This window comes from Acinetobacter radioresistens DSM 6976 = NBRC 102413 = CIP 103788 (genome assembly GCF_006757745.1).
In the GTDB taxonomy this organism is placed as follows: Bacteria; Pseudomonadota; Gammaproteobacteria; order Pseudomonadales; family Moraxellaceae; genus Acinetobacter; species Acinetobacter radioresistens.
On the sequence record NZ_AP019740.1, the window covers coordinates 1 to 24,325 of the forward strand.

Genomic DNA, 24,325 nt, shown 5'->3' on the forward strand with positions numbered 1-24,325 from the left:
ATGCTTTGGACGGACTGCTTAACTCGCTTGCGACAAGAGCTCTCTGATAATATCTTTGCGATGTGGATTCGTCCTCTGGTGGCTGAAGAACTGGAGGATACTTTACGTTTATATGCGCCTAATCCTTATTGGACCAGATATATTCAAGAGCATCATCTAGAATTAATCACAATTCTGGCTGAACAAATGTCGGAAGGCCGTGTACGTAAGGTTGAGATTTTAGTAGATTCCCGGCCCGGCGCTATTTTATCAGCAGCGGAGCAGCCAGCCACTACTACGGCTGCATTAGAGCACCCGGCTTCTATGCCGGTATCGCGTCCTAAAAAGGAAAAAGAAGCTGAACCGGCCAAACAGAATAAGAAGCGTCTTTTAAATCCACTTTTCACTTTCGCACTTTTTGTAGAAGGGCGCTCTAACCAGATGGCAGCAGAAACGTGCCGCAAAGTACTGACACAGCTTGGTGCATCCCAGCATAATCCCTTATTTCTGTATGGACCTACCGGTTTGGGTAAAACACATCTGATGCAGGCTGTCGGTAATGCGCTATTACAGGCCAAACCTAATGCACGTGTCATGTATATGACTGCGGAAAGTTTTGTACAGGATTTTGTCAGTTCTTTACAGCGTGGCAAGGTTGAAGAATTCAAAAAAAATTGTCGTTCCTTGGATTTATTATTGGTCGATGATATTCATCTTTTAGCGGGTAAAGAAGCAAGTCTGGTCGAGTTTTTCTATACCTTTAATGCTTTATTGGATGAATCCAAGCAGATTATTTTAACTTCAGACCGCTATCCGAAAGAATTGACTGAACTGGATCCACGTTTGGTTTCCCGTTTTTCCTGGGGCTTATCTGTTGGAGTCGAGCCACCAGACATTGAAACACGGATAGAAATCCTGCTGAAAAAAGCTGAAAGCAATGAGATTGATTTGCCCCGTAACTGTGCTTTATTTATTGCACAGCAGGTGGTTGCCAATGTTCGTGAACTTGAAGGCGCGTTAAACAAGGTTGTCGCTATTTCCCGGTTTAAAGGAACCGCAATTGATCTGGACGTGGTACGAGAATCCTTAAAAGATGTTTTGGCGATTAGGGCCCGAACTATTAGTGTAGAAAATATTCAGCGTGTGGTGAGTGAGTATTTTCGTATTCCCCTCAAAGAGCTGGTCGGGCCTAAAAGAACCCGAATTTATGCACGTCCTCGTCAATTGGCAATGGGTTTGGCGCGTGAATTAACTGGTGACAGTTTTCCAGAAATTGGCATGGCTTTTGGCGGGCGAGATCATAGTACAGTCATGCATGCCTGCGAAAAAGTCCAGAGCCTCCGTGCTGAAGATCCGATCTTTAATGAGGATTATAAAAACCTGCTGCGCCTGTTGCAGAGTTGATCAATCCGGATTCTTGCAAAGTGCTTGAAACTGCCGCATAGTACACTGCTAAAAATTATTTTTTTATCTGTCTTCAGTTGTTAGAGGAATGAATCGTGCGTTTGAAAATCGCTAAAGAGAGCTTACTCAATGTTCTATCACATGTGGTAGGGGCGGTCGAACGTCGTCATACCCTGAACATTCTTTCAAACGTTAAAATTCAGGCGAGTCCGCAGGCTCTGACAATCACCGGGTCTGACCTGGAAGTTGAGCTGGTGGCCAGTACCGGCTTAAGTGAGGGAGCCTGTTTACAGCCGGGTGAAACTACTGTGCCGGCACGTAAACTCATGGATATCTGTAAGTCACTACCAAGTGCTGCTTTAATCGATTTACAAATCACTGAAGACCAGCGCTGCATTTTAAAGTCTGGAAATAGCCGTTTTGTACTGGGAACCTTACCTGCTGAAGATTATCCTTTACTTAATCATGACAATAGTCAGGGTACTCAGGTTCAAGTTACCCAGCGTGAACTCAAGCGTCTGTTTGAAAAAACTGCTTTTGCAATGGCAGTGCAGGATGTCCGTTTTTATCTAACCGGCACATTACTGGAAATTGATGAAGCTCAATTGCGTGCTGTAACTACCGATGGTCACCGTCTGGCATTGTGTGAAACCTTGGCATCTTCTACCGCTTCTCAGTCAGTACAGGCAATTGTTCCACGTAAGGCAGTAGCAGAACTGCAACGCCTGCTCAGCATTGAAGATGAACAGCTTACGTTACTGATTGGCCGTGAACTGTTAAATGTTACAATTCAAACCCCAAGCCGTGACAAGGAACAGGGCGAGATTACAGTACGTTTCACGACTAAACTGATTGACGGGAAATTCCCTGATTATCGTCGCGTTATTCCACGTGGTGGTGATAAAACTGTCCAGATCGCGCATGACGTATTTAAACAGTCATTGCAACGGGTGGCGATTCTTAGTAATGAAAAATTGCGTGGTGTATTCCTCAATTTTAATGCAGATTCATTACAGCTTCGAGCCAACAACCCGGAGCAGGATGAAGCGATTGAGGATCTGGCTATTCAATATAATAACTCTCCGCTAGAAATGTCTTTTAATGCACAATATCTGCTTGAAGTGCTGAACGTACTAGATGGCGATGATGTTGTTATGACCATGACTGAAGCCAATCAGTCTGTGCTGGTGCAAGACCCTGCCCAGCAGGACCAGACTTATGTTGTCATGCCAATGCGTGTCTAGACTTAAAGCTATTTTATGTATATTACGCGTTTAAATATCGAACGTGTCCGGAACCTTTCAGCGGTTGCACTCTCTGAGTTGCAGCCGTTTAATGTTTTTTACGGGGCCAATGGTTCAGGCAAAACCTCGATTCTTGAGGCGATTCATTTGCTGGCCACAGGCCGCTCTTTTCGAACTTATATTCCCAAACACTACATTCAGAGTGGTGCTTCAGACACGATTGTATTTGCACAGTCTGCTACCGAGAAAATTGGCATGCAAAAAATGCTCTCGGGTGAGCAGATAATTAAAGTGAATGGCGATACGGTCGCAACTCAGGGTCAGCTTGCTAAAATGCTGGCATTACAATATATCGACCCACTCAGTACGGATATCATTGACCATGGAGCCAAACCGCGGCGACAGTTACTGGACTGGCTGATGTTCCACGTGGAACCTGAATTTTATCAGACATGGCAATATTATTCTCGCGCACTCAAGCAGCGTAACAGTCTGCTTAAATCCCGCCAAACTCTAAGTGTGGATGAGCTTGATCCATGGAACAAGATGTTGGCCAGTTATGGTGAATTGCTCCATGCTCAACGTTCACAGGTGATGGAGCAATGGAAGATTTATTTTAAACAGGATTTAAGCCAGCTTTTACCTGATCTGGAGATTGAGCTAGACTATGTATCCGGTTTTCATAGTGAGCAGGGGCTTTATCAGGACCTGACGTTATATCATCAGAAAGACCTGGATAGACGCTATACCGAGTATGGACCACACCGGGCAGACCTACGCTTGAAAACACCACTTGGAGATGCGGATAACATTCTTTCAAGAGGACAAAAAAAACTATTAATTATGGCCTTAAAACTCTCTCAGATTGCAATGTTGCATGCGAGCAATAAGGAAACTGTGGTATTATTAGATGATCTGACGGCAGAATTAGATTTAACCGCACAACAACGTTTAATTGAGCGATTGAGCCAACTTGGTAGTCAAGTTTTTATTACCACTCTAGAGCATAAATCGGTACAGCAGCATTTGCATGATCTGTCTATTTCCTATCAATTATTCCATGTTGAACACGGTCAAGTCAGTGTCGTTCAGCAACGATTTAACCCATCTTTGGATTGATCCATTTTACACTAGGGAGAAACCATGAGTTCAGAATCTCAATCTGCCTCTCCAACAGAACACACCCAAGAAAAGGCTTATGATTCCTCTAGTATCAAGGTATTACGTGGCCTAGACGCAGTGCGTAAACGTCCTGGTATGTATATTGGTGATACAGACGATGGGACAGGGCTGCACCATATGGTATTCGAGGTGGTCGATAACTCGATTGATGAAGCACTGGCTGGACACTGTGATGAAATTCTGGTGACCATTCATGAAGATGAATCTGTGAGCGTATCTGACAATGGCCGGGGTATTCCAACCGATATCCATCCGGAAGAGGGTGTCTCTGCTGCAGAGGTAATCCTGACAATTTTGCATGCGGGCGGCAAGTTTGATGATAACAGTTATAAAGTCTCTGGTGGCCTGCACGGTGTAGGTGTATCGGTTGTTAATGCTTTGTCGAGCAAGCTTGAGCTGACTGTACAGCGTGCAGGACAGATACATGAGCAGGAATACCAGCACGGTGTACCTCAGTATCCGTTACGTGTCGTGGGACAAACTGAACGTACAGGTACTAAAGTCCGTTTCTGGCCGAGTGCTGAAACCTTTAGCCAGACTATTTTTAATGTCGATATTCTGGCACGCCGTCTGCGTGAGCTGTCCTTTCTAAATGCCGGTGTCCGTATTGTTCTGCGCGATGAACGCATTAACCTTGAACATGTATTTGACTATGAAGGTGGTCTGTCCGAATTTGTTAAATATATCAATGAAGGTAAAAATCACCTGAATGAAATTTTCCATTTCACCACTCAGGCTGAAAATGGAATTGGTGTTGAAGTGGCGTTGCAGTGGAATGATTCTTATCAGGAAAATGTACGCTGCTTTACCAATAATATTCCGCAAAAAGATGGTGGTACCCATCTGGCTGGTTTCCGCGCAGCACTAACCCGTGGCCTGAACAGCTATCTTGAGAATGAGAATATTCTTAAGAAAGAAAAAGTTGCAGTAACAGGGGATGATGCACGTGAGGGACTGACTGCTATTGTGTCAGTTAAAGTTCCAGATCCTAAGTTTTCTTCGCAAACCAAAGAAAAATTGGTGTCCAGTGAAGTTAAACCGGCAGTCGAACAGGCGATGAATAAGGCGTTCTCTGAATATTTGCTTGAGAACCCGGCAGCAGCCAAGTCTATTGCAGGTAAAATTATTGATGCAGCACGTGCCCGTGATGCAGCACGTAAAGCCCGTGAAATGACACGCCGTAAAAGTGCACTGGATATTGCCGGCTTACCTGGAAAACTGGCTGATTGTCAGGAAAAAGATCCCGCCTTGTCTGAGCTGTTTCTAGTCGAGGGTGATTCGGCAGGCGGTTCTGCCAAGCAGGGCCGTAACCGTAAAATGCAGGCGATTTTACCGTTAAAGGGTAAAATTCTAAATGTAGAGCGTGCCCGTTTTGACCGGATGATTTCTTCTGCTGAGGTCGGTACACTGATTACGGCATTAGGCTGTGGTATTGGACGTGAGGAATATAATCCGGACAAGCTGCGTTATCATAAGATTGTGATCATGACAGATGCTGATGTCGACGGTTCACATATTCGTACGTTACTGTTGACATTCTTCTTCCGTCAAATGCCTGAACTGGTAGAACGGGGTCATATTTATATTGCTCAGCCGCCTTTATATAAACTGAAAAAAGGCAAGCAGGAACAGTATATTAAAGATAATGATGCTCTGGAAACCTATCTGATTTCCAATGCAATTGATGATCTGTCTCTGCATGTCAGTGTCGATGCGCCAGCAATTAATGGACAGGCATTGGCTCAGGTGATTCAGGATTACCAGGTTTCACAAAAGAGTCTGCACCGATTAACCTTGCGTTATCCTGCGACCTTGCTTGATGGTCTCTTGGCGCTAGAAGCTTTTAAAATGGACCAGAACCATGATGAAAGTTATGTCCAGCAATGGGGTGAACAGTTACGTTCACGTATTGCAGACATGCAGTCTAGCTTACGTCCTGAATTGAGTCTTGAAAAATTTGAACGTATTGATGCAGATGGTCAGTCCTCGGCGCTTTACTGGCCACGGATCACTGTTTATGTGCATAACTTGCCACATCATTATCTGCTTGATGCCGGATTGCTGGGCTCTGCCGAATATGCCCGACTGCTCAAGAATTCAAGAAGCTGGTTCAGCCTGATTGAAGAGGGTGCTTATCTTGAAAAAGGTGAGCGTCGTGTACAGGTCAGTAATTTCCATCAGGTCTGGCAGTTCATCTTGCAGGACTCACGCCGTGGCATGATGATTCAGCGTTATAAAGGTCTGGGTGAGATGAATGCCGAGCAGCTCTGGGAAACCACGATGGACCCGGAAAATCGTAATATGCTGCAAGTGACTATTGATGATGCAATTGAAGCAGACCGTATGTTCTCTTGCCTGATGGGAGACGATGTCGAGCCACGTCGTGCATTTATTGAAGAAAATGCATTGAATGCCGATATTGATGCTTAATCTCATCACTGCTCAATAAAAAAGCGCCAGAAGGCGCTTTTTTATATCTTATTATTAAGGAGTAAGGATTACCTTACGACAGTCTTCTTCACGTTTATCAAATATACGATAGCCTTCAGCGGCTTCAGACAGGTTCATACGGTGGGTAATAATTACTTCTGGGGAAAGGTCACCATTTTCAATAAATTCCAGTAATTGTGGCAGGAACTTATGTACATGGGTTTGTCCCATCTTAAAGGTTAAGCCTTTATCGAATGCATCACCGAACAGGAAGCCATGAATTGGTCCTGCATAAACACCCGGTACGCTTACTACGCCGCCACGACGTACAGCTGCAATACATTGACGTAATGCAGCGCCACTCGAACCTTCAAGCTTCAAGTTGGTCATGACGGTTTCTAGCATGCTGCCCTTGGCTTCAAAACCGATAGCATCAATTACCCCATCTACACCACGGTAGCCCGGCGTATTGCTAATAATAAATTCAGCTGCATCGACTTCATCAAAATTAACCGGAATGGCACCATAGGTGTCCCTTGCATATTGTAGACGGTAATTATGGTGGTCTACCATAAAGATAAGTTCGGCACCCAGCATACGTGCACAGGCGGCCGAGAGCAGGCCTACCGGTCCTGCACCATAAATTGCAACACTTGATCCCTTACCAATTTTGGCATTGGTGACTGCTTGCCAGGCAGTAGGCAAAATATCAGTCAAAAATAAAACTTTTTCATCAGATAAAGAACCTGGTACTTTAAATGGCCCTACGTTTCCTTTAGGAATACGTACATATTCAGCTTGCCCACCTGGAACTCCACCATATAAATGGCTATAGCCGAACAGCGCAGCACCTGGCGGAATCTGCTTTTTATTTAAGATAGCACCCCGACCCGTATTTGTATTTTCACAGGCCGCAGTCAGATCATGTTCACAAAAGAAGCAGCTACCACAGGCAATCACAAAAGGAATAATTACCCGGTCGCCTTTTTTTACTTCAGTGACTGCCGGACCAACTTCCTCTACTACACCCATAAATTCGTGGCCAAAGATGTCACCATCTTTAGTGGCCGGAATTTTACCTCGATATAAATGCAGGTCAGAACCACAAATTGCAGTTGCAGTAACTCGCAAAATAACGTCATCCGGTTCTTGAATGATCGGATCAGGAACAGATTCTACCCGGACATCCCGAGCACCATGATATGTAAGAGCGCGCATTCTTATTTCCTCTCTGGTTTATTTTTAGAGTCAGCAGAATCATGTAAAAATTTTGTTGAGTAAGAAAACTGACCTGTCATTCATAATGCAGCGTCATGAGGTAAGCTTATGTATAAAAAAACAATTTAGCCTGTTGAAAAAATGTACATATACAAGGCTTAGGTAAAATAATGTTGATTTAAAGTAGCAATTAACCGAAATGATTCTTTACATTTTAAAATTAATTATTTTTATTTTAAAAAAATATTTTTAAATAAAATAAAAGGATTACCTTTAAATAGAGTAATCCTTTTATTAATATAATGTTAAATTATATTATACAGCTTGCCATTGCTGTTTTGCTTCATTGGCTGTCAGGTTTAAAATTACCTGATTATTGCTGACTTCCTGTACCCAAGTTAGAGGAATTAAATGATGTTTTCTATCACTGTCTTCATCATTCTTAATAAGTTTTAGTTGATCTTCACCTTCTAGGTGGTCAACACGGCCTACATGTTCGTTATCTGAACCTAAAACTTCTGCATGTTGAGTAATTTGACTGAGATCGATACCTGTTGCCATGCTTCTTTCTCCTTTACTTATATAGTTTAAGTCATTTAGATTATTCAAAAATAAAAAACATTTATGAATAATCTCTATCTCTAGTATTATTCAGATATGAATAATTAATTTAAATAATTTAGAGGATTAAAAATAATAAAGAAATCTTTTTAGGTAATACTTATGTAAGGTTTATTAATAAAATATAAAGTTATTATAAAACTGTAGCAAAAATGATTTTAAAATTAATTTTTTAAGAATATAACCTGATTTTATTTAAAATCAGGTTATATAGAATTAGATTACTGAAATGATTGTTCCAGCTCTTCAAGCTCCATCATTAATTCCAGAAGCTGTTCTTCTGCCTCGGCTAAGGCGAGCTTGAGTTCTGTCTGTTCATTCATCAGTTTAAGCAGGTCATTCTTGCGGTCATTATCATAGAGCGATGAATCACCTAGTTCGGTTTCAAGTGTCTCAAGACGCGGCTGTAATTTTTCAATACGGGCTTCGCATTGTTCGATTTTCTTGCGGACCGGGCGAGTTATATCACGACGGCGTGCAGCTTCTTTACGCTGTGCTTCTTTATCAACTTTGGAAATGGCAGGTACATCAACAACTACAGATTGGATTGGCGCAGCAGGCTGCTGGCCCTGTTTCATGATTTGTGTACGGGCCTGACGTAGCCAGTTAGCATAATCCTGAAGGTCTCCTTCAAACTCGGTCATACGACCGTCATGTACCAGTAATAACTCGTCACAAACACTGGCAATCAGCTGTCGCTCATGTGATACCAGAACTACCGCACCCTGAAAGTCCTGTAAAGCCATAGTTAATGCGTGACGCATATCCAGGTCTAGATGGTTGGTTGGTTCGTCAAGGATCAGGACATTTGGACGCTGCCAGACAATCAGGGCCAGAGCCAAGCGGGCCCGTTCTCCACCCGAAAAACTTTCACTGGGTGTATCCATACGTTCGCCACTAAAACCAAAGCTACCTAAAAAAGAGCGCAGGCTGGCCTCACTGATTTTCTTGTCGGCAATTCGTGCCAGTTGCAGCATAGGGCTGGCCTGACCATCTAGGGCATCCATCTGGTGCTGGGCAAAATAGCCAATATTGAGCAGTTCTGAAGGATGACGTAAACCTTTAAGCAGGGGCAGATCACCTACGAGTGATTTAATCAGAGTAGATTTACCTGCTCCGTTCATTCCCAGCAGACCAATACGGCTTGAAGGCGTAATCTGAATCTGGATATTAGTGGTAATCAGTTTTTCCCCATAACCAATATCCGCATGTTCTAATGTCAGTAAGGGTGAACTCATTTTGCTAGGTTCACGAAAACTGAACGTAAAGGGCGTATCGACATGGGCAGCCGAAAGTTCCTGCATTCGCTCCAGTTGCTTGATTCGACTCTGTGCCTGACGTGCTTTGGTGGCCTGTGCCTTAAAACGGTCAATATATTTTTGCAGGTGTGCGCGGGTTTCCAGCTGTTTTTCATAAGCCTGTTGCTGCTGGGCCAGACGTTCACTACGGGTCCGTTCAAAAGTGGAATAATTTCCGGTATATAAAGTAAGCTCCTGATTTTCAATATGCAGGATATGATCAGTGACAGCATCAAGAAAATCACGGTCGTGTGAGATTAGGACCAAAGTACCTTCATAGGCATTTAACCAGTCTTCCAGCCATAAAATGGCATCAAGGTCCAAGTGGTTAGTCGGTTCATCCAGCAAAAGCAGGTCTGAGCGACTCATCAGGGTACGGGCCAGATTCAGACGCATACGCCATCCTCCAGAAAAACTGGATACTGCCAGTTTTAGCTGATATTCGAAAAAGCCCAGACCTGCCATAAGCTGTGCTGCCTTGGCAGGAGCCGAATAACCATTAATCTCGTCAAAGCGGCCATGTAAATGGGCAATATCATGATCAGATAGCTGGTCGGACTGTTCCAGTTTTGCCTGAATTTCCCAATATTCTTCATCACCTGATAATACAAAATCCAGTGCTGCCATATCCAGTGCTTCGACTTCCTGTGCCATATGAGCAACTGTCCATACCGCAGGACGGCTTAGAGAACCTTCATCGGCCGACATATTGCCAAGCAATGCCGAAAACAGAGTAGATTTACCGGCGCCGTTAACTCCGGTTAGACCAATCTTCCAGCCTGGATGCAGTTGCATGCTCGCTTTTTTAAAGAGTATACGGCCACCGCGGCGAATCGAAAGTTGGTCAAGCTGAATCATGAATACGCAAATCTATTATCAGAGGTAGGCCATTTTAAAGGATATCTGCCAAGAAAAACAAAAAATCACCTGTCTCTGCAAAAGAATATGAATTTCATCCAATAATTTGACTCCACACAAAAACACTTTATCGGAAATTAGAGTGAATGCTCTATTTTTGTACAGTTAAGCTGTTTATAGTGATAAAGCCCTCATTTAAACAATAAGACTCAGGATGAATAAGATGAATAAGATGAATAAGGGAAAAATTCTGTTAGCTGCTTCACTTTTTTTATTTGCTCATTCAGCCCAGGCCAAAGTAGATATCTGTATTTTTGATTTGCTGGGCAAAGCTGGCGAGTCCTATAAATTGATGGAAGACTGGCTGCTGGCTTCCAAGAACTGGAATGCTGATGTCGGACTAAAAATTGTAGCAGATGAGGCACAGGCAGAGCGTGAGTTTCGAGCTGGAAATTGTGATGGTGTGTATATGACTTCTATTCGTGCTCGTGCTTTCAACAAATTTGCCGGTTCAATTGATGCCCTAGGTGGGGTACCTAGTAATGCAATAGCCCAAAAGGCCATCAGCTATGCATTAGATCAGCGTAACAGTAAACGTCTGGTGGGCAGACTGGAGGGACAGGTATATGAAGTTGCTGGAATCGGTCAGCTCGGCGCAGCTTATATTTTTGTAAAAGACCGTAATATTAATACAGTTGAAAAAATCGCCAAGAAAAAATTTGCAGTTCTTGGGCATGATGCTGCTCAACGGATCATGGTACAGCGTATTAATGCCAAGCCCGTGGCCTCGGAAATTTCGAATTTTGTCAGTAAATTCAATAATGGACAGGCGGATATTGTTGCAGCGCCTGCGTATGCTTACCGGCCTCTGGAAATTTATAAAGGTATGGGCCCAAATGGCGCCATGATCAATTTCCCGGTAGTCAATGTTACTGCAGACCTAATTATCCGGCCAGATAAATTTCCACAGGACTTTGCTGCCAAGTCACGTCAATGGTTCTTAAAACAGTTGCCTCGCAGCATGGCTATGGTACAACGCCTTGAAGCAGGCATTCCTGCAAAATTACGAATTCAGCTGTCCAGTGAAGACCGTACTGCTTATCAACGTTTATTACGTGAAGGCCGCATCGATTTGACCCGTCAGGGCATTTATGATGAAACCATGATGCGTGTGTTAAAAAGGGCGCGCTGCACAGTAGAACGGACTAACTTTGAATGTTCACTTTCGGGCGAATAATACAAAATGACAGTTTTCTAGCTATTGATTTCCTGAATATAAGTGTAGATAGAAAATTTTAATTACTTAAAAAATGCAAAGATAGATCAGAATTTAAAAAAATGGAGCAAATACTCTATTTTTTTTAAATAAAGCTGGGTAATATCTTGCAATGTAAGGGAAGTTCGAGAATAAAATCTCAAAAAAGGAAGAAAACAATGAAAAGAATAGTACTGACTGCTGTTACCACTGCACTTTTAGGTCTGGCAGGCACTGCTCAGGCTAAAGTAGATGTTTGTGTCTTCGATTTACTGGGTAAATCTGGTGAATCCTACAAAATGATGGAAGAGTGGGCATTGGCTGCAAAATCCTGGAAAGCAGATATTAACCTGGTTCCACGTCAGGATGAAGCTGTAGCGGACAGTGATTTCAAGGCAGGTAAATGTGATGCAGTTTTTATGACTTCAATGCGCGCCCGTCCGTATAACAAATTCGTGGGTTCTATTGATGCCTTGGGTGCTGTGCCAAGTAATGCTGTGGCCCAACGTGCAATCTCTTATGTACTGGATGCCCGTAATGCCGGCAAAATGACTACAACTCTGGGTGGCAATAAATATGAAGTTGCCGGTGTATCACCTTTAGGTTCAGCTTATATCTTTGTACGTGATAAAAATATTAATTCCGTTGAGAAAGCAGCAGGTAAGAAGTTTGCAGTACTGGGCTATGACAATGCCCAGAAAATTATGGTACAGCGTATTGGAGCACAGGCAGTCCTGTCTGATGTATCTAACTTTGTGGCCAAATTTAATAATGGCCAGGTCGATATGGTCGGTGCGCCGGCTTATGCCTATAAACCTTTGGAAATTTATAAAGGTCTGGGCAGTAGTGGCGCAATGATGAATTTCCCGGTATTACAGGTAACCGCTGACTTGGTCTTGCGAGCCGATAAATTCCCGGCTGGTTTTGGTCAGCAATCACGTACCTGGTTTGCCAAACAGCTGCCAAAAAGCTTTTCAATGATTCAGCGTTTAGAAGCCGGTATTCCGGGCAAATATAAAATGAATCTAAGTGCTGAAGACAAGCTTAAATACCAGAAGATGTTACGTGATGGCCGTATGGATTTAACCAGACAGGGTATTTATGACAAAAATATGATGGCAGTATTGAAGAAAGCTCGCTGTGCAGTCGATAAAGCCAACTTCGAATGCTCTATGGCAGGCGAATAAATTATGGAAGTTAAAAAGCCTGGCTATAAACCGGGCTTTTTTGTCTGTATTTTTATAGGCATGTAAGGTCAGTACTCAGCTGCCGGATAGAAAACAGAAAATAAGAAAAAATAAAATTAAAAGGATAAAATTATGCAATGGACTAAAGCACTTGTGCTGGGTGCAGGAATATTAATGGCAGCAGAAGCAGCTCAGGCAAAACAGGTTTTTTGTGTTTTTGATCTGGTCGGTAAAAATGGCGATGTATATGCTTTGATGAAAGACTATCAGCTTGCTGCTAAAAACTGGGGAGCAGATATCGAACTGCGTGTAGGCCAGAATGAGGCAGTGATTGCTGAAGATTTTAAAGCCGGGAAATGTGACGGTATTAGTGTCACCGGTATGCGTGGCCGACAGTTTAATAAATTTACCGGTTCCCTGGATGCAATTGGAGCTATTCCGGACCTTAAGTTGGCTGTTAAGGTCATGCAGGGCTTAGCCAGCCCGACTTTTGGCAAATATATGACCAATAGTAAATATGAAGTTGCAGGAGTGATTCCGGTCGGCGATGCATTCTTGATGGTAAATGACCGTAGTATTAATACAGTTGCTAAAGCAGCTGGCAAAAAAATTGCAGTTCTTGATTATGATGAAGCCCAGAAGATTATGGTTCAGCAAATCGGGGCGCAGGCAGTTAGTGCCGATGTAACTAATTTTGGCAGCAAGTTCAATAACCGCCAGGTCGATATTATCGGTGCGCCGGCAGCCGTGTTTAAACCGCTGGAATTACATAAAGGTCTCGGTACCAAAGGCGCTATTGTTAATTATCCGATTCTGCAGGTAACAGGAAACCTGATTATTCGTCCAGACAAGTTCCCTGCAGGCTATGGACAAAAATCGCGGGAATGGGTTAAAACCCAGTTACCACGTGCGTTTGGTATTCTTGGAAAAATGAAAGCGGATATTCCACAGAAATACTGGATGAATATACCAGCGGCAGATAAGCCGGGTTACCAGAAACTGATGCGTGAATCACGGATCGACCTGACCAGACGTGGTGTTTATGACAGGCGCATGATGAAACTGTTATGGCAATTCCGCTGTAAAGAAGACCGCAGTAATTTTGAATGCAGCCTACAGGATGAGAACTATAAATAAACCTGATAAAATAACTCAGGATAAACTTTAAAGTTCAGGCGCTGGCCATATATTGAGTATGTTATACTTTAAATATATGGCCTTTGCCTTTTAAGGCAGATGAATTTGTTGAGGAACGCCCAGTATGAATGCCCCAGCTCTTGTGTTGTCAGATAATGCTGCAAATAAAGTGCGCCAACTCCGTGAAAGCGAAGGGAATCAGGATTTAATGTTACGTGTCTATGTAACAGGAGGCGGCTGCTCAGGATTCTCTTACGGTTTTAACTTTGCTGAAAGCATGAATGAAGATGATGCTGAATTTACCAATGGCGATGTGACCATGCTGGTAGATTCACTAAGTTACCAGTATTTGGTAGGTTCAGTGGTTGATTATATTCAGGGACTGGAAGGATCACGTTTTATCGTTGAGAATCCGAATGCTACTACGACCTGCGGTTGCGGATCTTCATTTTCAATCTAGAAGATAACTGTTTAAAAAACCCATCCTGAGATGGGTTTTTTTATCATTGTAGTTAAGCCTGAATCTGCTCCAGGATAAGCTGGCTGACTACAGCAGCTTGCTGCACAGGAAGCCAGTGGTTGGCCTCTAACATGACTTCACGGTACGGCGCCTGTACATAACGCTGGTTTAGTTTAACGCCAGCATCACTAATAGCCACATCCTGGGTACCGCCGATAAACAGAGTAGGGACAGTGACCGGATCGAATCGCTGGAAACGGGCATTGAAAGGTAGTGCCCGATACCAGTTCAGGCTATAACTTAAACGGCCCTGTTCCAGCATTTCTGTTTTGAAAATTTCCAGTTGCTGCTTGGTCATCCCTGAATTTTTAAGTAAACCCAGTCCTATTTTTGGAAATTTTTCAAATAATAGTTCTGGCAATTTAGGCAGCTGAAATAACCCGATATAATAAGATTTAAATAGCTGGTTCGAGGCAAGCAGGGCACGCAGGAAAGCACCCGGATGAGGTACAGATAACACCACCAGATTTTTTAATTTTTTAGGGTAATGCATAGCGTATTCCCATGCCACAATTGCTCCCCAGTCATGGCCAACCAAATGGACTGGCTGGTTAATCTGGTCAATCAGCAGATCCAGATCTTGAAGTAACTCCTGCATCCGATAAGCCTGACGTCCTTCAGGGCGTGCATCAAGGCTATAGCCACGCTGGTTCGGTGCAAAGGTACGAAAACCTGCTGCATTGAGCTGAACCCGGACCTGATCCCAGCACTGTGCCGTTTCGGGAAAGCCATGGAGTAGTACCACAGCTTCACCTTCTAGCGGACCGCTATCGATCAGGTCAAAGCTCAGTTCACCACGATGATAACGCTCAAGGCGCTGTTTACTTAAATCAATCATCTTTTTTCTCTTATTGTTACTTTGAATTTTTGTTTAGTCATATATTTTAGTAAAAATTACTGCGGTGTATCTTCACCAGAAAGTATGCTGTAGCTCACTTATAGCCCGTCTAATCAGGCTGCAGTCATACTGCCTAAAATGCGAAAGCCTTGTGCACCGGTAACAGCAGGCAGGTTACCACTTTGCTGTTGTACAAACCGCATAGCAAGCCAAGCAAATGCTGTTGCTTCTACCCAGGTTGGACTAAGGCCCAGACTGTCAGTAGTCTGCACACTCCACTGATGCTTGCGCAGGCGCCAGCGTAACTGGTCTAATAAATGTGCATTGTAAGCACCGCCGCCACATACATATACTTCACCTGTATCCAGTCCTGAACGGTAAATGGCTTTTTTAATTGCCCTTGTGGTCAGCTTTAATAAAGTAGCCTGTACATTTTCGGGTGTATCTTCCAGCTCATCATACCCCAGATCGTCATTACGCCAGTCCTGTATCTGCTCATCCAGCCAGTCCAGATTAAAGTCTTCACGTCCGGTACTTTTTGGAGGTTCTTTCGAGAAATACTCATGCGCCTGTAAGCGTTCCAGTAAAGCACGAATTGGCTGGCCATAGGCAGCCCAACTGCCATTTTCATCATAAGGATGACCTGTATAACGCTGACACCAGCCATCCATCAGGATATTGGCCGGACCGGTATCAAACCCATAGACTTTCTCGGGCTGACCAGCGGGTAACAGACTGACATTGGCAATACCTCCCAGATTTAAAATCACCCGATGAATTTCAGGATGCTGAAATAGGGCCTGATGAAAAGCCGGAACGAGTGGTGCACCTTGGCCACCAGCTGCCATATCACGACGACGAAAATCAGATACCACTGCAATACCGGTCAGTTCGGCAATAATATGAGGGTCACCAATCTGTAGGGTAAAATGATGTTCAGGACGATGACGAATAGTTTGGCCATGTGAACCGATGGCCCTGATCTGGCTACGGTCCAGAGCATTTTTTTCAATCATCTGGTTAATACCATGACCGATCATTTGGCCCAGAGCAACATCAGCAGCTCCCATCCGGTCAATTTCATTATCATCTGGCAGGGTTAATGCCATCAGCTCGTCACGTAATTCCGGATCGAATGGTAATGTCAGGGTAGCGTGGAGCCGGAGAGGATCAAAAGAAGCAGCAACGATATCGACACCATCCATGCTGGTGCCGGTCATTACCCCGATATAGATCGCTGTCATGATGATTCTTAAGCCTGCAATGTGCTGAAAAAGTGTTAGTATATCTCACAAATTGTATAACTGATGTGTTTGGGTTTTGTGATGTCAAATTTCCTGCCGGCTGAAGAACAACTTGCCCTCATTCAACGAGGCACTCATGAAATTATCTCTGAAGAAGATCTTCTGAAGAAATTAAAAGAAAACCGTCCCCTTAAAGTTAAAGCGGGTTTTGATCCAACTGCACCTGACCTGCATCTGGGTCATACGGTTTTAATTAATAAGCTTAAAGTATTTCAGGATTTAGGCCACGATGTATATTTCCTGATAGGTGACTATACTGCCATGATCGGTGATCCGACTGGCAAGAGTGCAACACGTCCGCCATTATCGCGTGAACAGGTTCTGGAAAATGCCAAAACCTATCAGGAACAGGTCTTTAAAATTCTTGACCCGAATAAAACCAAGGTAGTGTTCAACTCAGAATGGTTTGCCAGCAAGACTGCGGCTGATCTGATTCAACTGGCTTCCCAGCAGACCGTTGCACGTATGCTGGAACGTGATGATTTCACCAAGCGCTATAGCAGTCAGCAGCCGATTGCGATTCATGAATTTTTATACCCGCTGGTGCAGGGTTATGACTCAATTGCTCTGGAAGCGGATGTTGAGCTTGGTGGTACGGACCAGACATTTAATCTATTAATGGGCCGTACCTTGCAAGGCCGCTATCATCAAGAGCCTCAAGTCTGTATTACCGTACCAATTCTAGAAGGCTTGGATGGTGTACAGAAAATGTCGAAGTCTCTGGGCAATTACATCGGTGTATTTGATGCACCAGGTGCAATGTACCAAAAGGTACTGTCGATGCCAGACAGCCTAATCGAACGTTACTTTGAACTGCTCAGCTTTAAATCGATGCCTGAAATTCAAGATCTGCTCAAAGAGATGGTAGAAGGCCGTAATCCGCAGGAAATCAAGCGTATTCTGGCACTGGAACTGGTTGAGCGTTTCCATGGCAGTGAAGCAGCGGCCAATGCGCATAAAGGTGCAGGAAATATTATTACTGAAGGTGAATTGCCAGAAGGCACACCTGAAGTAACTATTTCTCGTGCCGAATTTGGTGGTGAAATCTTTATTGCGTCCATTTTGCGTACTGCGGGTTTAACTAAAAATGCAGCGCAGGCTAAGGATGCTGTAGCGCGGGGCGCCGTTAAAGTTGACTGGGAAGTAGTAGATGCAGACTTTTCAGTAAAAGAAAATAAAACTTATATTATTCAGGCAGGCAAAAAGGCGATTGCTAAAGTTACCTTTACTGACTAAATAGATGAATAAAAAAGCAGGTCTCTGGACCTGCTTTTTTATCACTTTTATTTGACAGAATCATCTGAACTATAGGATATATTGCTAAATAGCGTGATTTATCAGTTTTTCTATCACTGATCTTAGGATCTTAATCTCGGCTTCATTACCTTCAAACTGCTCAGTTTGATTACGCTTGAAAATATCACGAATTTCTAGAGTAGCGTTAGAGTCGATTAAACCCAGATAGGTCCCGACCTGGCGTAACTGGTCAATTGAACGTGAACCATTGGTTGCCCCATAACCCACATAGGCAGCAGGTTTGCCTTGCCATTCTTTACCTAAGTAATCTAGAGCATTTTTCAGGGCTGGACTATAACCATGATTATATTCAGGACTAATAAAAATAAAGCCATCACCTTCGGAAATTTTTTCTGCCCATTGCTGTTGTTTTGGCTGGTCATAGATACCTGTAATGGGCGGATGGCTTCCGGCAAAAACAGGCAAATCCCATTCTTTTAAATCAACGATTTCAGTTTCCAGGGTGTTATAGTCAAAACTCTCAATAGCCTCGAGAACCCATTTGGCCACCTTAATAGCAGTACGACCTTCACGTATGCTGCCTACAATAATATAGATTTTCATAATATTTTCCGGTTGGGCATGATCTTTATTAAACTAATTATTTTTTTGGAAAGCGCCTAGACAGAATTTGTATCTCTATTTTAAAACATCAAAAGTTATGAACCAGTTTAATTTTTAAGCAGGTATAATCGTTAGATGGCTATTCAATATTTCAGATCGTTCGACCAGATCTATGACTGGAGAACAAGCTTTTTGACATAATAAAATATCTGTATCCATTAATGCCTGTAGAAGGTGAAATATATTAATCTGCGGACATTGCTCTGTTTGGGAAAACTGCCAGGCCTGTTGCAATAAAATAATTAAAGCCTCACTTAACACCAATGTACTGTGGCTTTGAATATGTGCTGAAAGTAAAGCTATATTCAGCTGCCGCCTGAGCTCCAAGACAGAAATATCATAACGGTCTAATAAAAAGATTAATTCATTTGGTTCGGGTTGCTTTAAGAGCTGTAAAAAAAGATGAGATACTTGGACTTGGGTAATCTGGTGCTGGGCACATTCATTCAGGGTTTGTAATAATGCTTCGCGTATTGCGCTAGAAAGACAACGTAATAAAACAGTTAGTGTCAGCATAACAACTCATTGTTTTTAATCATACAGCACTTAAGCTGAGTAATAATTTTTATAATTAAAACTGGGATAAAGTGTATTTTTAGATATCTGCCAGTCTTTATGGCTGATTGAATTCTAGCCTAATATATAGCCAAGCGTGAAGCTGCATTCATCGCTTTTTATTATATAGACCTTTAGAAAAACCATCTGCTGATCATTTAAATGATCAGTAAACTGGCTAGACATTTAAATATTTAGTTTATATTTTACTTATAATAAAAAAAGCCGGACATACACAGACCGGCTTTAGAATGATTGATTTTAGGCAGCGTCTAGATGAGTTTAATACCTTGCTGACCTGCTGGTGTAACCTTGAAGATTTCAACCTCAAAACTGATATTTTTACCTGCCAGCGGATGGTTAAAGTCTATCTCGGTCATGTCATCATTCACTGATCTGACCACACCGTACAGGCTGCTTTTAGCTTTGTCTTCAAACTCGATCATTTGGCCAACCACAGGGCGTTGTTCAAATTTGACCGTATCAAAGCGTTGAATATTTTCCGGATTCCACGGTCCAAAGGCATCTTCTGCCGGTAAATGTACAGTACGGCGGTCACCTGCCCTTAAACCAAAAAGAGCCTGTTCAAAGCCTGGCAGTAAATTACCGTCACCAATCACCAGACTCACCGGCTCTTCACGGCTGCGGGTATTATCTATTTCAACACCATCTTCAATGGCAACTGAAAAGTGCAGCTCTACCTGAGAACCTTCTTCAATTCGGGTATCTTCATTCGGGTTGAGTAACTCTGTCATTTTGTTGCCTCTGCACGTTGAATCCGGTGTTTTTCCAGAAAGAAAGTATCGATTAATAACAGGATTGTTCCAAGAGTGATGGCACTATCAGCAATATTAAATGCAGGAAAGTGACTGTTCTGATAGTAGACATGAATAAAATCTACTACATAACCCAGACTGACCCGGTCTATCAGGTTACCGATGGCGCCCCCTAGAATCAGGGCAATAGCCATTGGTAAAATGACCAGATGTTTTGGCATACGCATTAGCCAGAAAACAAACAGCAAGGAAACTCCAGCCGCCAGTCCGGTAAATAAATAACGCTGCCAGCCACCGGCATCAGACAGAAAACTGAATGCTGCACCATAATTATGTAGCAGCGTCCAGTTTAAAAAGGGCAGTACGGCTACCGGATCGGCATAGTTCAGATGGTTTGTTGCAATCCATTTGGTCCATTGATCCAAAATAATGGCAACAATTGCCAGCCCGATCCACACCAGATTATGTGGATAGAACTGGAACCAGCCTTTTCTTTGCGGTGTATTAGGCATATTTTCTCTCTTCGCCCTGACCAGAAGGAAGGTTAATTAGGCAGCGTCCGCAAATACCTGGATGACCTGCATGTGTATTAACATCAGGCAGTACATGCCAGCAGCGAGCGCATTTTTCACCTTCTGCCGCTGAAACCTTGACACGCAGACCTTCGAGCTCGGTACTTTCACCTGCTTCCTCAAAGTCATGAACAATAACCTGAGAGGTGATCAGGACAAAGCGTAGCTCATTGCCCAGCTGGTCCAAAATACTTTTTAACGCTGGTTTGGCCCAGAGTTCAACCTTGGCAGAGAGGTTAGAGCCGACCAGTTTAGCGTTACGTGCAGCTTCAATCTGTTTATTTACTGCAGATTTTACTGTAATTAGTGTTTGCCAGTTTTCTTCAGAAATCAGATTGGCTGTTGAGGCCACCGGAATCTGATACCACTCGCTCATAAATACATATTTTTCTGACTGCTCAGGAATCAGTGGCCAAGCCTCTTGTGCAGTAAAGCTCAAGATTGGGCTCATCCAGCGGATAAAGGCCTGTACAATATGATATAACGCAGTCTGCGCAGAGCGACGTGCCTGAGAGTCAGTTTTGGTGGTGTACTGACGGTCTTTAATAATGTCCAGATAAAAACCGCCCAGATCATTAATACAGAAATTGGTTAGTGAGCTACAGACGACATGAAAGTTCATTTCATCATAAGCAGTAAGGATGCTCTGCTGAACCTCATGCGCACGTTGCAGGATATACTGATCCAATGCAATCAGCCGGTCTACTGGCAGTGCATCAGTACTTGGCTTAAAGCCATTTAGATTGGCCAGCAGGAAGCGTAGAGTATTACGGATACGGCGATAACTGTCGCTAACACGGTTAAAGACTTCTTTACTTGCTGCAATTTCATAGCGGTAGTCGCTTGAAGCAACATACAGTCGTAGACCATCAGCTCCCAGCTGCTTGATGATGTCATCTAGCGGGATATAATTCCCTAGCGATTTTGATAGTTTGCGTCCGTTTTCATCTACTGTAAAGCCATGGGTCAGTAACGCTTTGTAAGGCGCACGGTTATGAATCGCTATAGACGTCAGCAGGGATGACTGGAACCAGCCACGATGCTGGTCTGAGCCCTCTAGATAAAGGTCAGCCGGGCTTTCCAGATCTTCGCGCTGGTCAAGTACTGCATAGTGGGTTGTACCTGAATCGAACCAGACATCCAGCGTGTCACGTACGGCATTATAATGCTCGGCATCATCACCAATAAAGTCTTTCGCTTCACGGTTAAACCAGGCATCAATACCTTCCTGTTCAATCAGCTTGGCAACTTCTTCGATCAGTTCCGGAGTACGTGGATGCAGCTCATTGGTATCTTTATGTACAAAAAACGGAATTGGCACACCCCAAGTACGCTGACGTGAGATACACCAGTCCGGGCGGCCATCAATCATGGATTCAATCCGATTTTTACCCCAGCTTGGTACAAATTCGATGTCATTTTCAATCGCATCCAGTGCATCCTGACGTAAATTTTGCTGATCCATACTAATGAACCATTGAGGCGTTGCACGGAAAATAATAGGAGTCTTGTGGCGCCAGCAATGTGGATAACTGTGTCGAATTGGCTGATGTGCCCACAAACGGCCTGCTGCACCAAGGGCTTCAATGATTTGCGGATTGGCTTTATAGATGTGTACACCCGGGAAAAGTGGTGAAGTTGGCAGATATACTCCATTACCACCCACCGGATTATCGACTTTCAGCTGATAGAGCAGACCAACTTTATAGTCATCTACACCATGGCCAGGCGCAGTATGTACTGCACCCGTACCACTGGTTGCAATCACATGTTCACCTAAAATGACCGGAACCTGGCGATCTGCCAGAAGTGGATGCTGGAGTTGCAGGTTTTCAATCACTGCACCGGTAAAATCGGCCAGTACTACCGGGTTTTCCAGCTTATAACGTTCTACAGCAGACTCTACCAGATCTTTAGCCAGAATCAGATTGTGTAGGCCTTTGTCCGTCTGGGTCTGTACCAGCTGATATTCAATTTCAGCATTTACTGAAACTGCCTGGTTAGCCGGAAGGGTCCATGGTGTTGTGGTCCAGATAACAATATCAGTAGGCACATCAATTTCTACCTTCAAACGGGTAGATAAATCTTTTAAGTCAACGACACTAAAACCGACATCAATTGCATCAGATTTTTTATCTTCATATTCAACTTCAGCTTCAGCCAGTGCCGAGCCACAGTCCATGCACCAGTTCACCGGCTTTAAGCCAGGCTGAATATGACCATTTTTCTGAATCTGGCCCAGTGCACGAACAATATCTGCTTCCTGCTTGTAATTCATGGTCAGATAAGGATTATCCCAATCACCCAGTACGCCCAGACGCTTGAAGTCGTTACGCTGCAGATCAATTTGTTGTGAAGCATATTCACGGCATAATTTACGGAAAGTGGCTGCATCAACTTTTTCGCCCACTTTACCTACTTTTTCTTCAACTTTGAGTTCAATTGGCAAACCGTGGCAGTCCCAGCCTGGAACATAAGGTGCATCAAAGCCAGATAATGTGCGACTTTTAACAATAATATCTTTTAAAACTTTATTGACTGCATGACCCAAGTGAATTGTGCCATTTGCATAGGGAGGGCCATCATGCAGAATATATTTTTTCTTGCCAATACGCGATGTGCGAATCTGCTGATAAATGTTGTCGGCGTACCACTCTTCTAACCATTTTACTTCACGTACTGCCAGATTTGCCTTCATGGCAAATTCAGTGCCCGGCAGATTTAGTGTGGCTTTATAATCCACAGCATTTTCAGGAGTTTGCTTATCGCTCATGCAAGTTGTCTTCCAGTTCAATCAGCTTGAACGCTGACGGGTTTTACAATCAAAAAAACAGAATTTAAACAGGGGATTTTGGGGTATTTCTACGAAACTCAATGAGCTTGGCTACATCATTGTCAATTCCGGTCTTTAATGCTTCAAGCGAAGGATAATTTACTTCACCATGCAGATATTTTAAAAAAGTGACCCGCACCAGCAAGCCATACAGATTAGCAGAAACCTCAGGAAAGTGTACTTCTAATCGCCACTCTGGCTGTTGCTGCTGAATTGCGGGCCGTGTTCCCACATGTCCGGCACCAAATAAACTCTCCGGTCCATAACCTGCGATTCCGGGTAAATCTGGGTGTTCCAGACGTACTCTGGCAGCAAGAGAATTATGCTCAGAGATCACTTCTACCGCATAAATTCCATGCAGGCAGGGCTTATGCCGGTTCATCCCTACATTAATGGTCGGGAAATTCAAGGTACGCCCAATCTGGTCACCATACTGAATTCGACCCACCATACTGTAGGGACGTCCTAAAAGCTGGGCAGCAAGAGTCAGGTCACCCTGCTGTAATACCTGCCGGATCCGTGTCGAACTGACTCGCTCTCCCTGAAAGTCGACAGTATTCAGATTAGTGACTGCAAAGCCATAGTTTTTTAGAAATTCGCTATTGCCTTGCCGGTTTTTTCCAAAATGAAAATCATCACCCAATACCAGGCTATGAGCATGAAGCTTATCTTTTAAAAGGGACGCAAAGCCTTCTGCACTCATGCTACGGAACTGGTCATCGAATTTGGCTACAGCAATATAGTCCACACCAAGTTCAGTCAAATACTCTACTTTTTCACGTAGTGAGCTGATACGGGGAGGAGCTTCGTAGCCCTTGAAGTATTCTAGCGGTTGGGGCTCAAACAGCATAACCAGTGTTTTTAAATTCTTCTGGGCAGCAACAGTTTTAAGCTGAGCAATCATGGCCTGATGTCCAAGATGGACACCATCAAAATTGCCAATTGTCACTGCGGTTGCAGGCAGCTGAAAATCGGGCATCAGGGCATTCAGACGGAGCAGCTTCATGGGCGAAGAAATCAGTGCAAAATTTGAAAGGTCATATATTGCCATATTCTCACAGTTTCGTCTTGTTGTTGTGTTTTTACTCATTTTTTTGGCTGATCAATAAATTAAATATCATTTTTATTGATTTATATAATATAGATAAATCAGTTTTATTTATATTTAGGCCTTTTTATAATTAGTGCTGCATT

Annotated in this window: 20 protein-coding genes; 9 read left to right on the forward strand and 11 right to left on the reverse strand. The window is 43.4% G+C overall.

The features are described 5' to 3' along the window. The 4 genes from dnaA to gyrB all read left to right on the forward strand — a co-directional run bounded on the left by dnaA (position 1) and on the right by gyrB (position 6,239). Positions 1–1,383 carry a chromosomal replication initiator protein DnaA gene (gene dnaA / locus ACRAD_RS00005; RefSeq protein WP_005017523.1) on the forward strand — a complete coding sequence of 461 codons (1,383 nt, stop codon included), beginning with the start codon at positions 1–3 and terminating at the stop codon, positions 1,381–1,383. Between the two features lie 95 nt (positions 1,384–1,478). Continuing rightward, on the forward strand, positions 1,479–2,627 hold the full coding sequence (gene dnaN, locus ACRAD_RS00010; RefSeq protein ID WP_005023825.1) for a DNA polymerase III subunit beta: 1,149 nt from the start codon (positions 1,479–1,481) through the stop codon (positions 2,625–2,627). Positions 2,628–2,642: 15 nt separating this feature from the next. Then, positions 2,643–3,746: a DNA replication/repair protein RecF gene (gene recF, locus ACRAD_RS00015; protein ID WP_005023823.1), complete on the forward strand. Its 1,104-nt coding sequence runs from the start codon at positions 2,643–2,645 to the stop codon at positions 3,744–3,746. 24 nt (positions 3,747–3,770) lie between these two features. After that, entirely contained in the window at positions 3,771–6,239 is a 2,469-nt protein-coding gene (gene gyrB, locus ACRAD_RS00020) for a DNA topoisomerase (ATP-hydrolyzing) subunit B (RefSeq protein WP_005023820.1), read from the forward strand. Positions 6,240–6,293: 54 nt separating this feature from the next. Here gyrB and ACRAD_RS00025 read toward each other — a convergent pair whose 3' ends face one another. The 3 genes from ACRAD_RS00025 to ACRAD_RS00035 form a co-directional block, all read right to left on the reverse strand. Beyond that, positions 6,294–7,457, reverse strand: a complete 1,164-nt coding sequence (locus tag ACRAD_RS00025; protein WP_005017515.1) for a zinc-dependent alcohol dehydrogenase — start codon at positions 7,455–7,457, stop codon at positions 6,294–6,296. Between the two features lie 315 nt (positions 7,458–7,772). Next, on the reverse strand, positions 7,773–8,018 hold the full coding sequence (locus tag ACRAD_RS00030; RefSeq protein WP_005017512.1) for a DUF2171 domain-containing protein: 246 nt from the start codon (positions 8,016–8,018) through the stop codon (positions 7,773–7,775). A gap of 281 nt (positions 8,019–8,299) precedes the next feature. Continuing rightward, on the reverse strand, positions 8,300–10,234 hold the full coding sequence (locus tag ACRAD_RS00035) for an ATP-binding cassette domain-containing protein (protein WP_005017509.1): 1,935 nt from the start codon (positions 10,232–10,234) through the stop codon (positions 8,300–8,302). Positions 10,235–10,466: 232 nt separating this feature from the next. Here ACRAD_RS00035 and ACRAD_RS00040 point away from each other — a divergent pair, with 232 nt between their 5' ends. From ACRAD_RS00040 to erpA, 4 genes are all read left to right on the forward strand, one after another. Then, on the forward strand, positions 10,467–11,471 hold the full coding sequence (locus tag ACRAD_RS00040) for a putative solute-binding protein (RefSeq protein ID WP_026055428.1): 1,005 nt from the start codon (positions 10,467–10,469) through the stop codon (positions 11,469–11,471). Positions 11,472–11,668: 197 nt separating this feature from the next. Further along, positions 11,669–12,676 (forward strand): putative solute-binding protein, encoded by a 1,008-nt coding sequence (locus ACRAD_RS00045; protein WP_005023813.1) that lies wholly within the window; start codon positions 11,669–11,671, stop codon positions 12,674–12,676. Positions 12,677–12,808: 132 nt separating this feature from the next. After that, a complete protein-coding gene (locus ACRAD_RS00050; protein WP_005023811.1) occupies positions 12,809–13,813 on the forward strand; it encodes a putative solute-binding protein in 1,005 nt (334 codons plus the stop codon). A 124-nt stretch (positions 13,814–13,937) separates the two neighbouring features. Next, positions 13,938–14,273: an iron-sulfur cluster insertion protein ErpA gene (gene erpA / locus ACRAD_RS00055; protein WP_005017496.1), complete on the forward strand. Its 336-nt coding sequence runs from the start codon at positions 13,938–13,940 to the stop codon at positions 14,271–14,273. A gap of 52 nt (positions 14,274–14,325) precedes the next feature. Here erpA and ACRAD_RS00060 read toward each other — a convergent pair whose 3' ends face one another. Both ACRAD_RS00060 and ACRAD_RS00065 read right to left on the reverse strand, forming a co-directional pair. Further along, positions 14,326–15,171, reverse strand: coding sequence for an alpha/beta fold hydrolase (locus ACRAD_RS00060; protein ID WP_005023808.1), 846 nt, complete (start codon positions 15,169–15,171; stop codon positions 14,326–14,328). Positions 15,172–15,284: 113 nt separating this feature from the next. Beyond that, on the reverse strand, positions 15,285–16,415 hold the full coding sequence (locus tag ACRAD_RS00065) for an anhydro-N-acetylmuramic acid kinase (RefSeq protein WP_005017492.1): 1,131 nt from the start codon (positions 16,413–16,415) through the stop codon (positions 15,285–15,287). 63 nt (positions 16,416–16,478) lie between these two features. Between ACRAD_RS00065 and tyrS the strand changes: the two genes are divergently transcribed. Next, positions 16,479–17,711 carry a tyrosine--tRNA ligase gene (gene tyrS, locus ACRAD_RS00070; protein ID WP_005023807.1) on the forward strand — a complete coding sequence of 411 codons (1,233 nt, stop codon included), beginning with the start codon at positions 16,479–16,481 and terminating at the stop codon, positions 17,709–17,711. A gap of 84 nt (positions 17,712–17,795) precedes the next feature. Here the strand turns inward: tyrS and ACRAD_RS00075 are convergent, their stop codons facing one another. The 6 genes from ACRAD_RS00075 to ribF form a co-directional block, all read right to left on the reverse strand. Beyond that, positions 17,796–18,335, reverse strand: coding sequence for an NADPH-dependent FMN reductase (locus ACRAD_RS00075; RefSeq protein WP_005017485.1), 540 nt, complete (start codon positions 18,333–18,335; stop codon positions 17,796–17,798). Positions 18,336–18,449: 114 nt separating this feature from the next. Continuing rightward, positions 18,450–18,911 carry a hypothetical protein gene (locus tag ACRAD_RS00080; protein ID WP_005023806.1) on the reverse strand — a complete coding sequence of 154 codons (462 nt, stop codon included), beginning with the start codon at positions 18,909–18,911 and terminating at the stop codon, positions 18,450–18,452. 311 nt (positions 18,912–19,222) lie between these two features. After that, positions 19,223–19,705 carry an FKBP-type peptidyl-prolyl cis-trans isomerase gene (locus ACRAD_RS00085; RefSeq protein ID WP_005017480.1) on the reverse strand — a complete coding sequence of 161 codons (483 nt, stop codon included), beginning with the start codon at positions 19,703–19,705 and terminating at the stop codon, positions 19,223–19,225. Then, complete coding sequence (gene lspA, locus ACRAD_RS00090; RefSeq protein ID WP_005017478.1) at positions 19,702–20,238, reverse strand: signal peptidase II; 537 nt, start codon at positions 20,236–20,238, stop codon at positions 19,702–19,704. The genes ACRAD_RS00085 and lspA overlap by 4 nt, the downstream gene beginning before the upstream one ends. Beyond that, entirely contained in the window at positions 20,231–23,071 is a 2,841-nt protein-coding gene (gene ileS, locus ACRAD_RS00095) for an isoleucine--tRNA ligase (protein WP_005023805.1), read from the reverse strand. The genes lspA and ileS overlap by 8 nt, the downstream gene beginning before the upstream one ends. A gap of 64 nt (positions 23,072–23,135) precedes the next feature. After that, positions 23,136–24,137 carry a riboflavin biosynthesis protein RibF gene (gene ribF / locus ACRAD_RS00100; RefSeq protein ID WP_026055429.1) on the reverse strand — a complete coding sequence of 334 codons (1,002 nt, stop codon included), beginning with the start codon at positions 24,135–24,137 and terminating at the stop codon, positions 23,136–23,138. Positions 24,138–24,325 lie beyond the last annotated feature (188 nt).

What these genes read in the sequence shown, in the direction of transcription:
- dnaA (WP_005017523.1), top strand. Translation starts at nt 1, where the DNA reads ATGCTTTGGACGGACTGCTTAACTCGCTTGCGACAAGAGCTCTCTGAT.
- recF (WP_005023823.1), top strand. Translation starts at nt 2,643, where the DNA reads ATGTATATTACGCGTTTAAATATCGAACGTGTCCGGAACCTTTCAGCG.
- gyrB (WP_005023820.1), top strand. Translation starts at nt 3,771, where the DNA reads ATGAGTTCAGAATCTCAATCTGCCTCTCCAACAGAACACACCCAAGAA.
- ACRAD_RS00025 (WP_005017515.1), bottom strand. Translation starts at nt 7,457, where the DNA reads ATGCGCGCTCTTACATATCATGGTGCTCGGGATGTCCGGGTAGAATCT.
- ACRAD_RS00030 (WP_005017512.1), bottom strand. Translation starts at nt 8,018, where the DNA reads ATGGCAACAGGTATCGATCTCAGTCAAATTACTCAACATGCAGAAGTT.
- ACRAD_RS00035 (WP_005017509.1), bottom strand. Translation starts at nt 10,234, where the DNA reads ATGATTCAGCTTGACCAACTTTCGATTCGCCGCGGTGGCCGTATACTC.
- ACRAD_RS00040 (WP_026055428.1), top strand. Translation starts at nt 10,467, where the DNA reads ATGAATAAGGGAAAAATTCTGTTAGCTGCTTCACTTTTTTTATTTGCT.
- ACRAD_RS00045 (WP_005023813.1), top strand. Translation starts at nt 11,669, where the DNA reads ATGAAAAGAATAGTACTGACTGCTGTTACCACTGCACTTTTAGGTCTG.
- ACRAD_RS00050 (WP_005023811.1), top strand. Translation starts at nt 12,809, where the DNA reads ATGCAATGGACTAAAGCACTTGTGCTGGGTGCAGGAATATTAATGGCA.
- erpA (WP_005017496.1), top strand. Translation starts at nt 13,938, where the DNA reads ATGAATGCCCCAGCTCTTGTGTTGTCAGATAATGCTGCAAATAAAGTG.
- ACRAD_RS00060 (WP_005023808.1), bottom strand. Translation starts at nt 15,171, where the DNA reads ATGATTGATTTAAGTAAACAGCGCCTTGAGCGTTATCATCGTGGTGAA.
- ACRAD_RS00065 (WP_005017492.1), bottom strand. Translation starts at nt 16,415, where the DNA reads ATGACAGCGATCTATATCGGGGTAATGACCGGCACCAGCATGGATGGT.
- tyrS (WP_005023807.1), top strand. Translation starts at nt 16,479, where the DNA reads ATGTGTTTGGGTTTTGTGATGTCAAATTTCCTGCCGGCTGAAGAACAA.
- ACRAD_RS00075 (WP_005017485.1), bottom strand. Translation starts at nt 18,335, where the DNA reads ATGAAAATCTATATTATTGTAGGCAGCATACGTGAAGGTCGTACTGCT.
- ACRAD_RS00080 (WP_005023806.1), bottom strand. Translation starts at nt 18,911, where the DNA reads ATGCTGACACTAACTGTTTTATTACGTTGTCTTTCTAGCGCAATACGC.
- ACRAD_RS00085 (WP_005017480.1), bottom strand. Translation starts at nt 19,705, where the DNA reads ATGACAGAGTTACTCAACCCGAATGAAGATACCCGAATTGAAGAAGGT.
- lspA (WP_005017478.1), bottom strand. Translation starts at nt 20,238, where the DNA reads ATGCCTAATACACCGCAAAGAAAAGGCTGGTTCCAGTTCTATCCACAT.
- ileS (WP_005023805.1), bottom strand. Translation starts at nt 23,071, where the DNA reads ATGAGCGATAAGCAAACTCCTGAAAATGCTGTGGATTATAAAGCCACA.
- ribF (WP_026055429.1), bottom strand. Translation starts at nt 24,137, where the DNA reads ATGAAGCTGCTCCGTCTGAATGCCCTGATGCCCGATTTTCAGCTGCCT.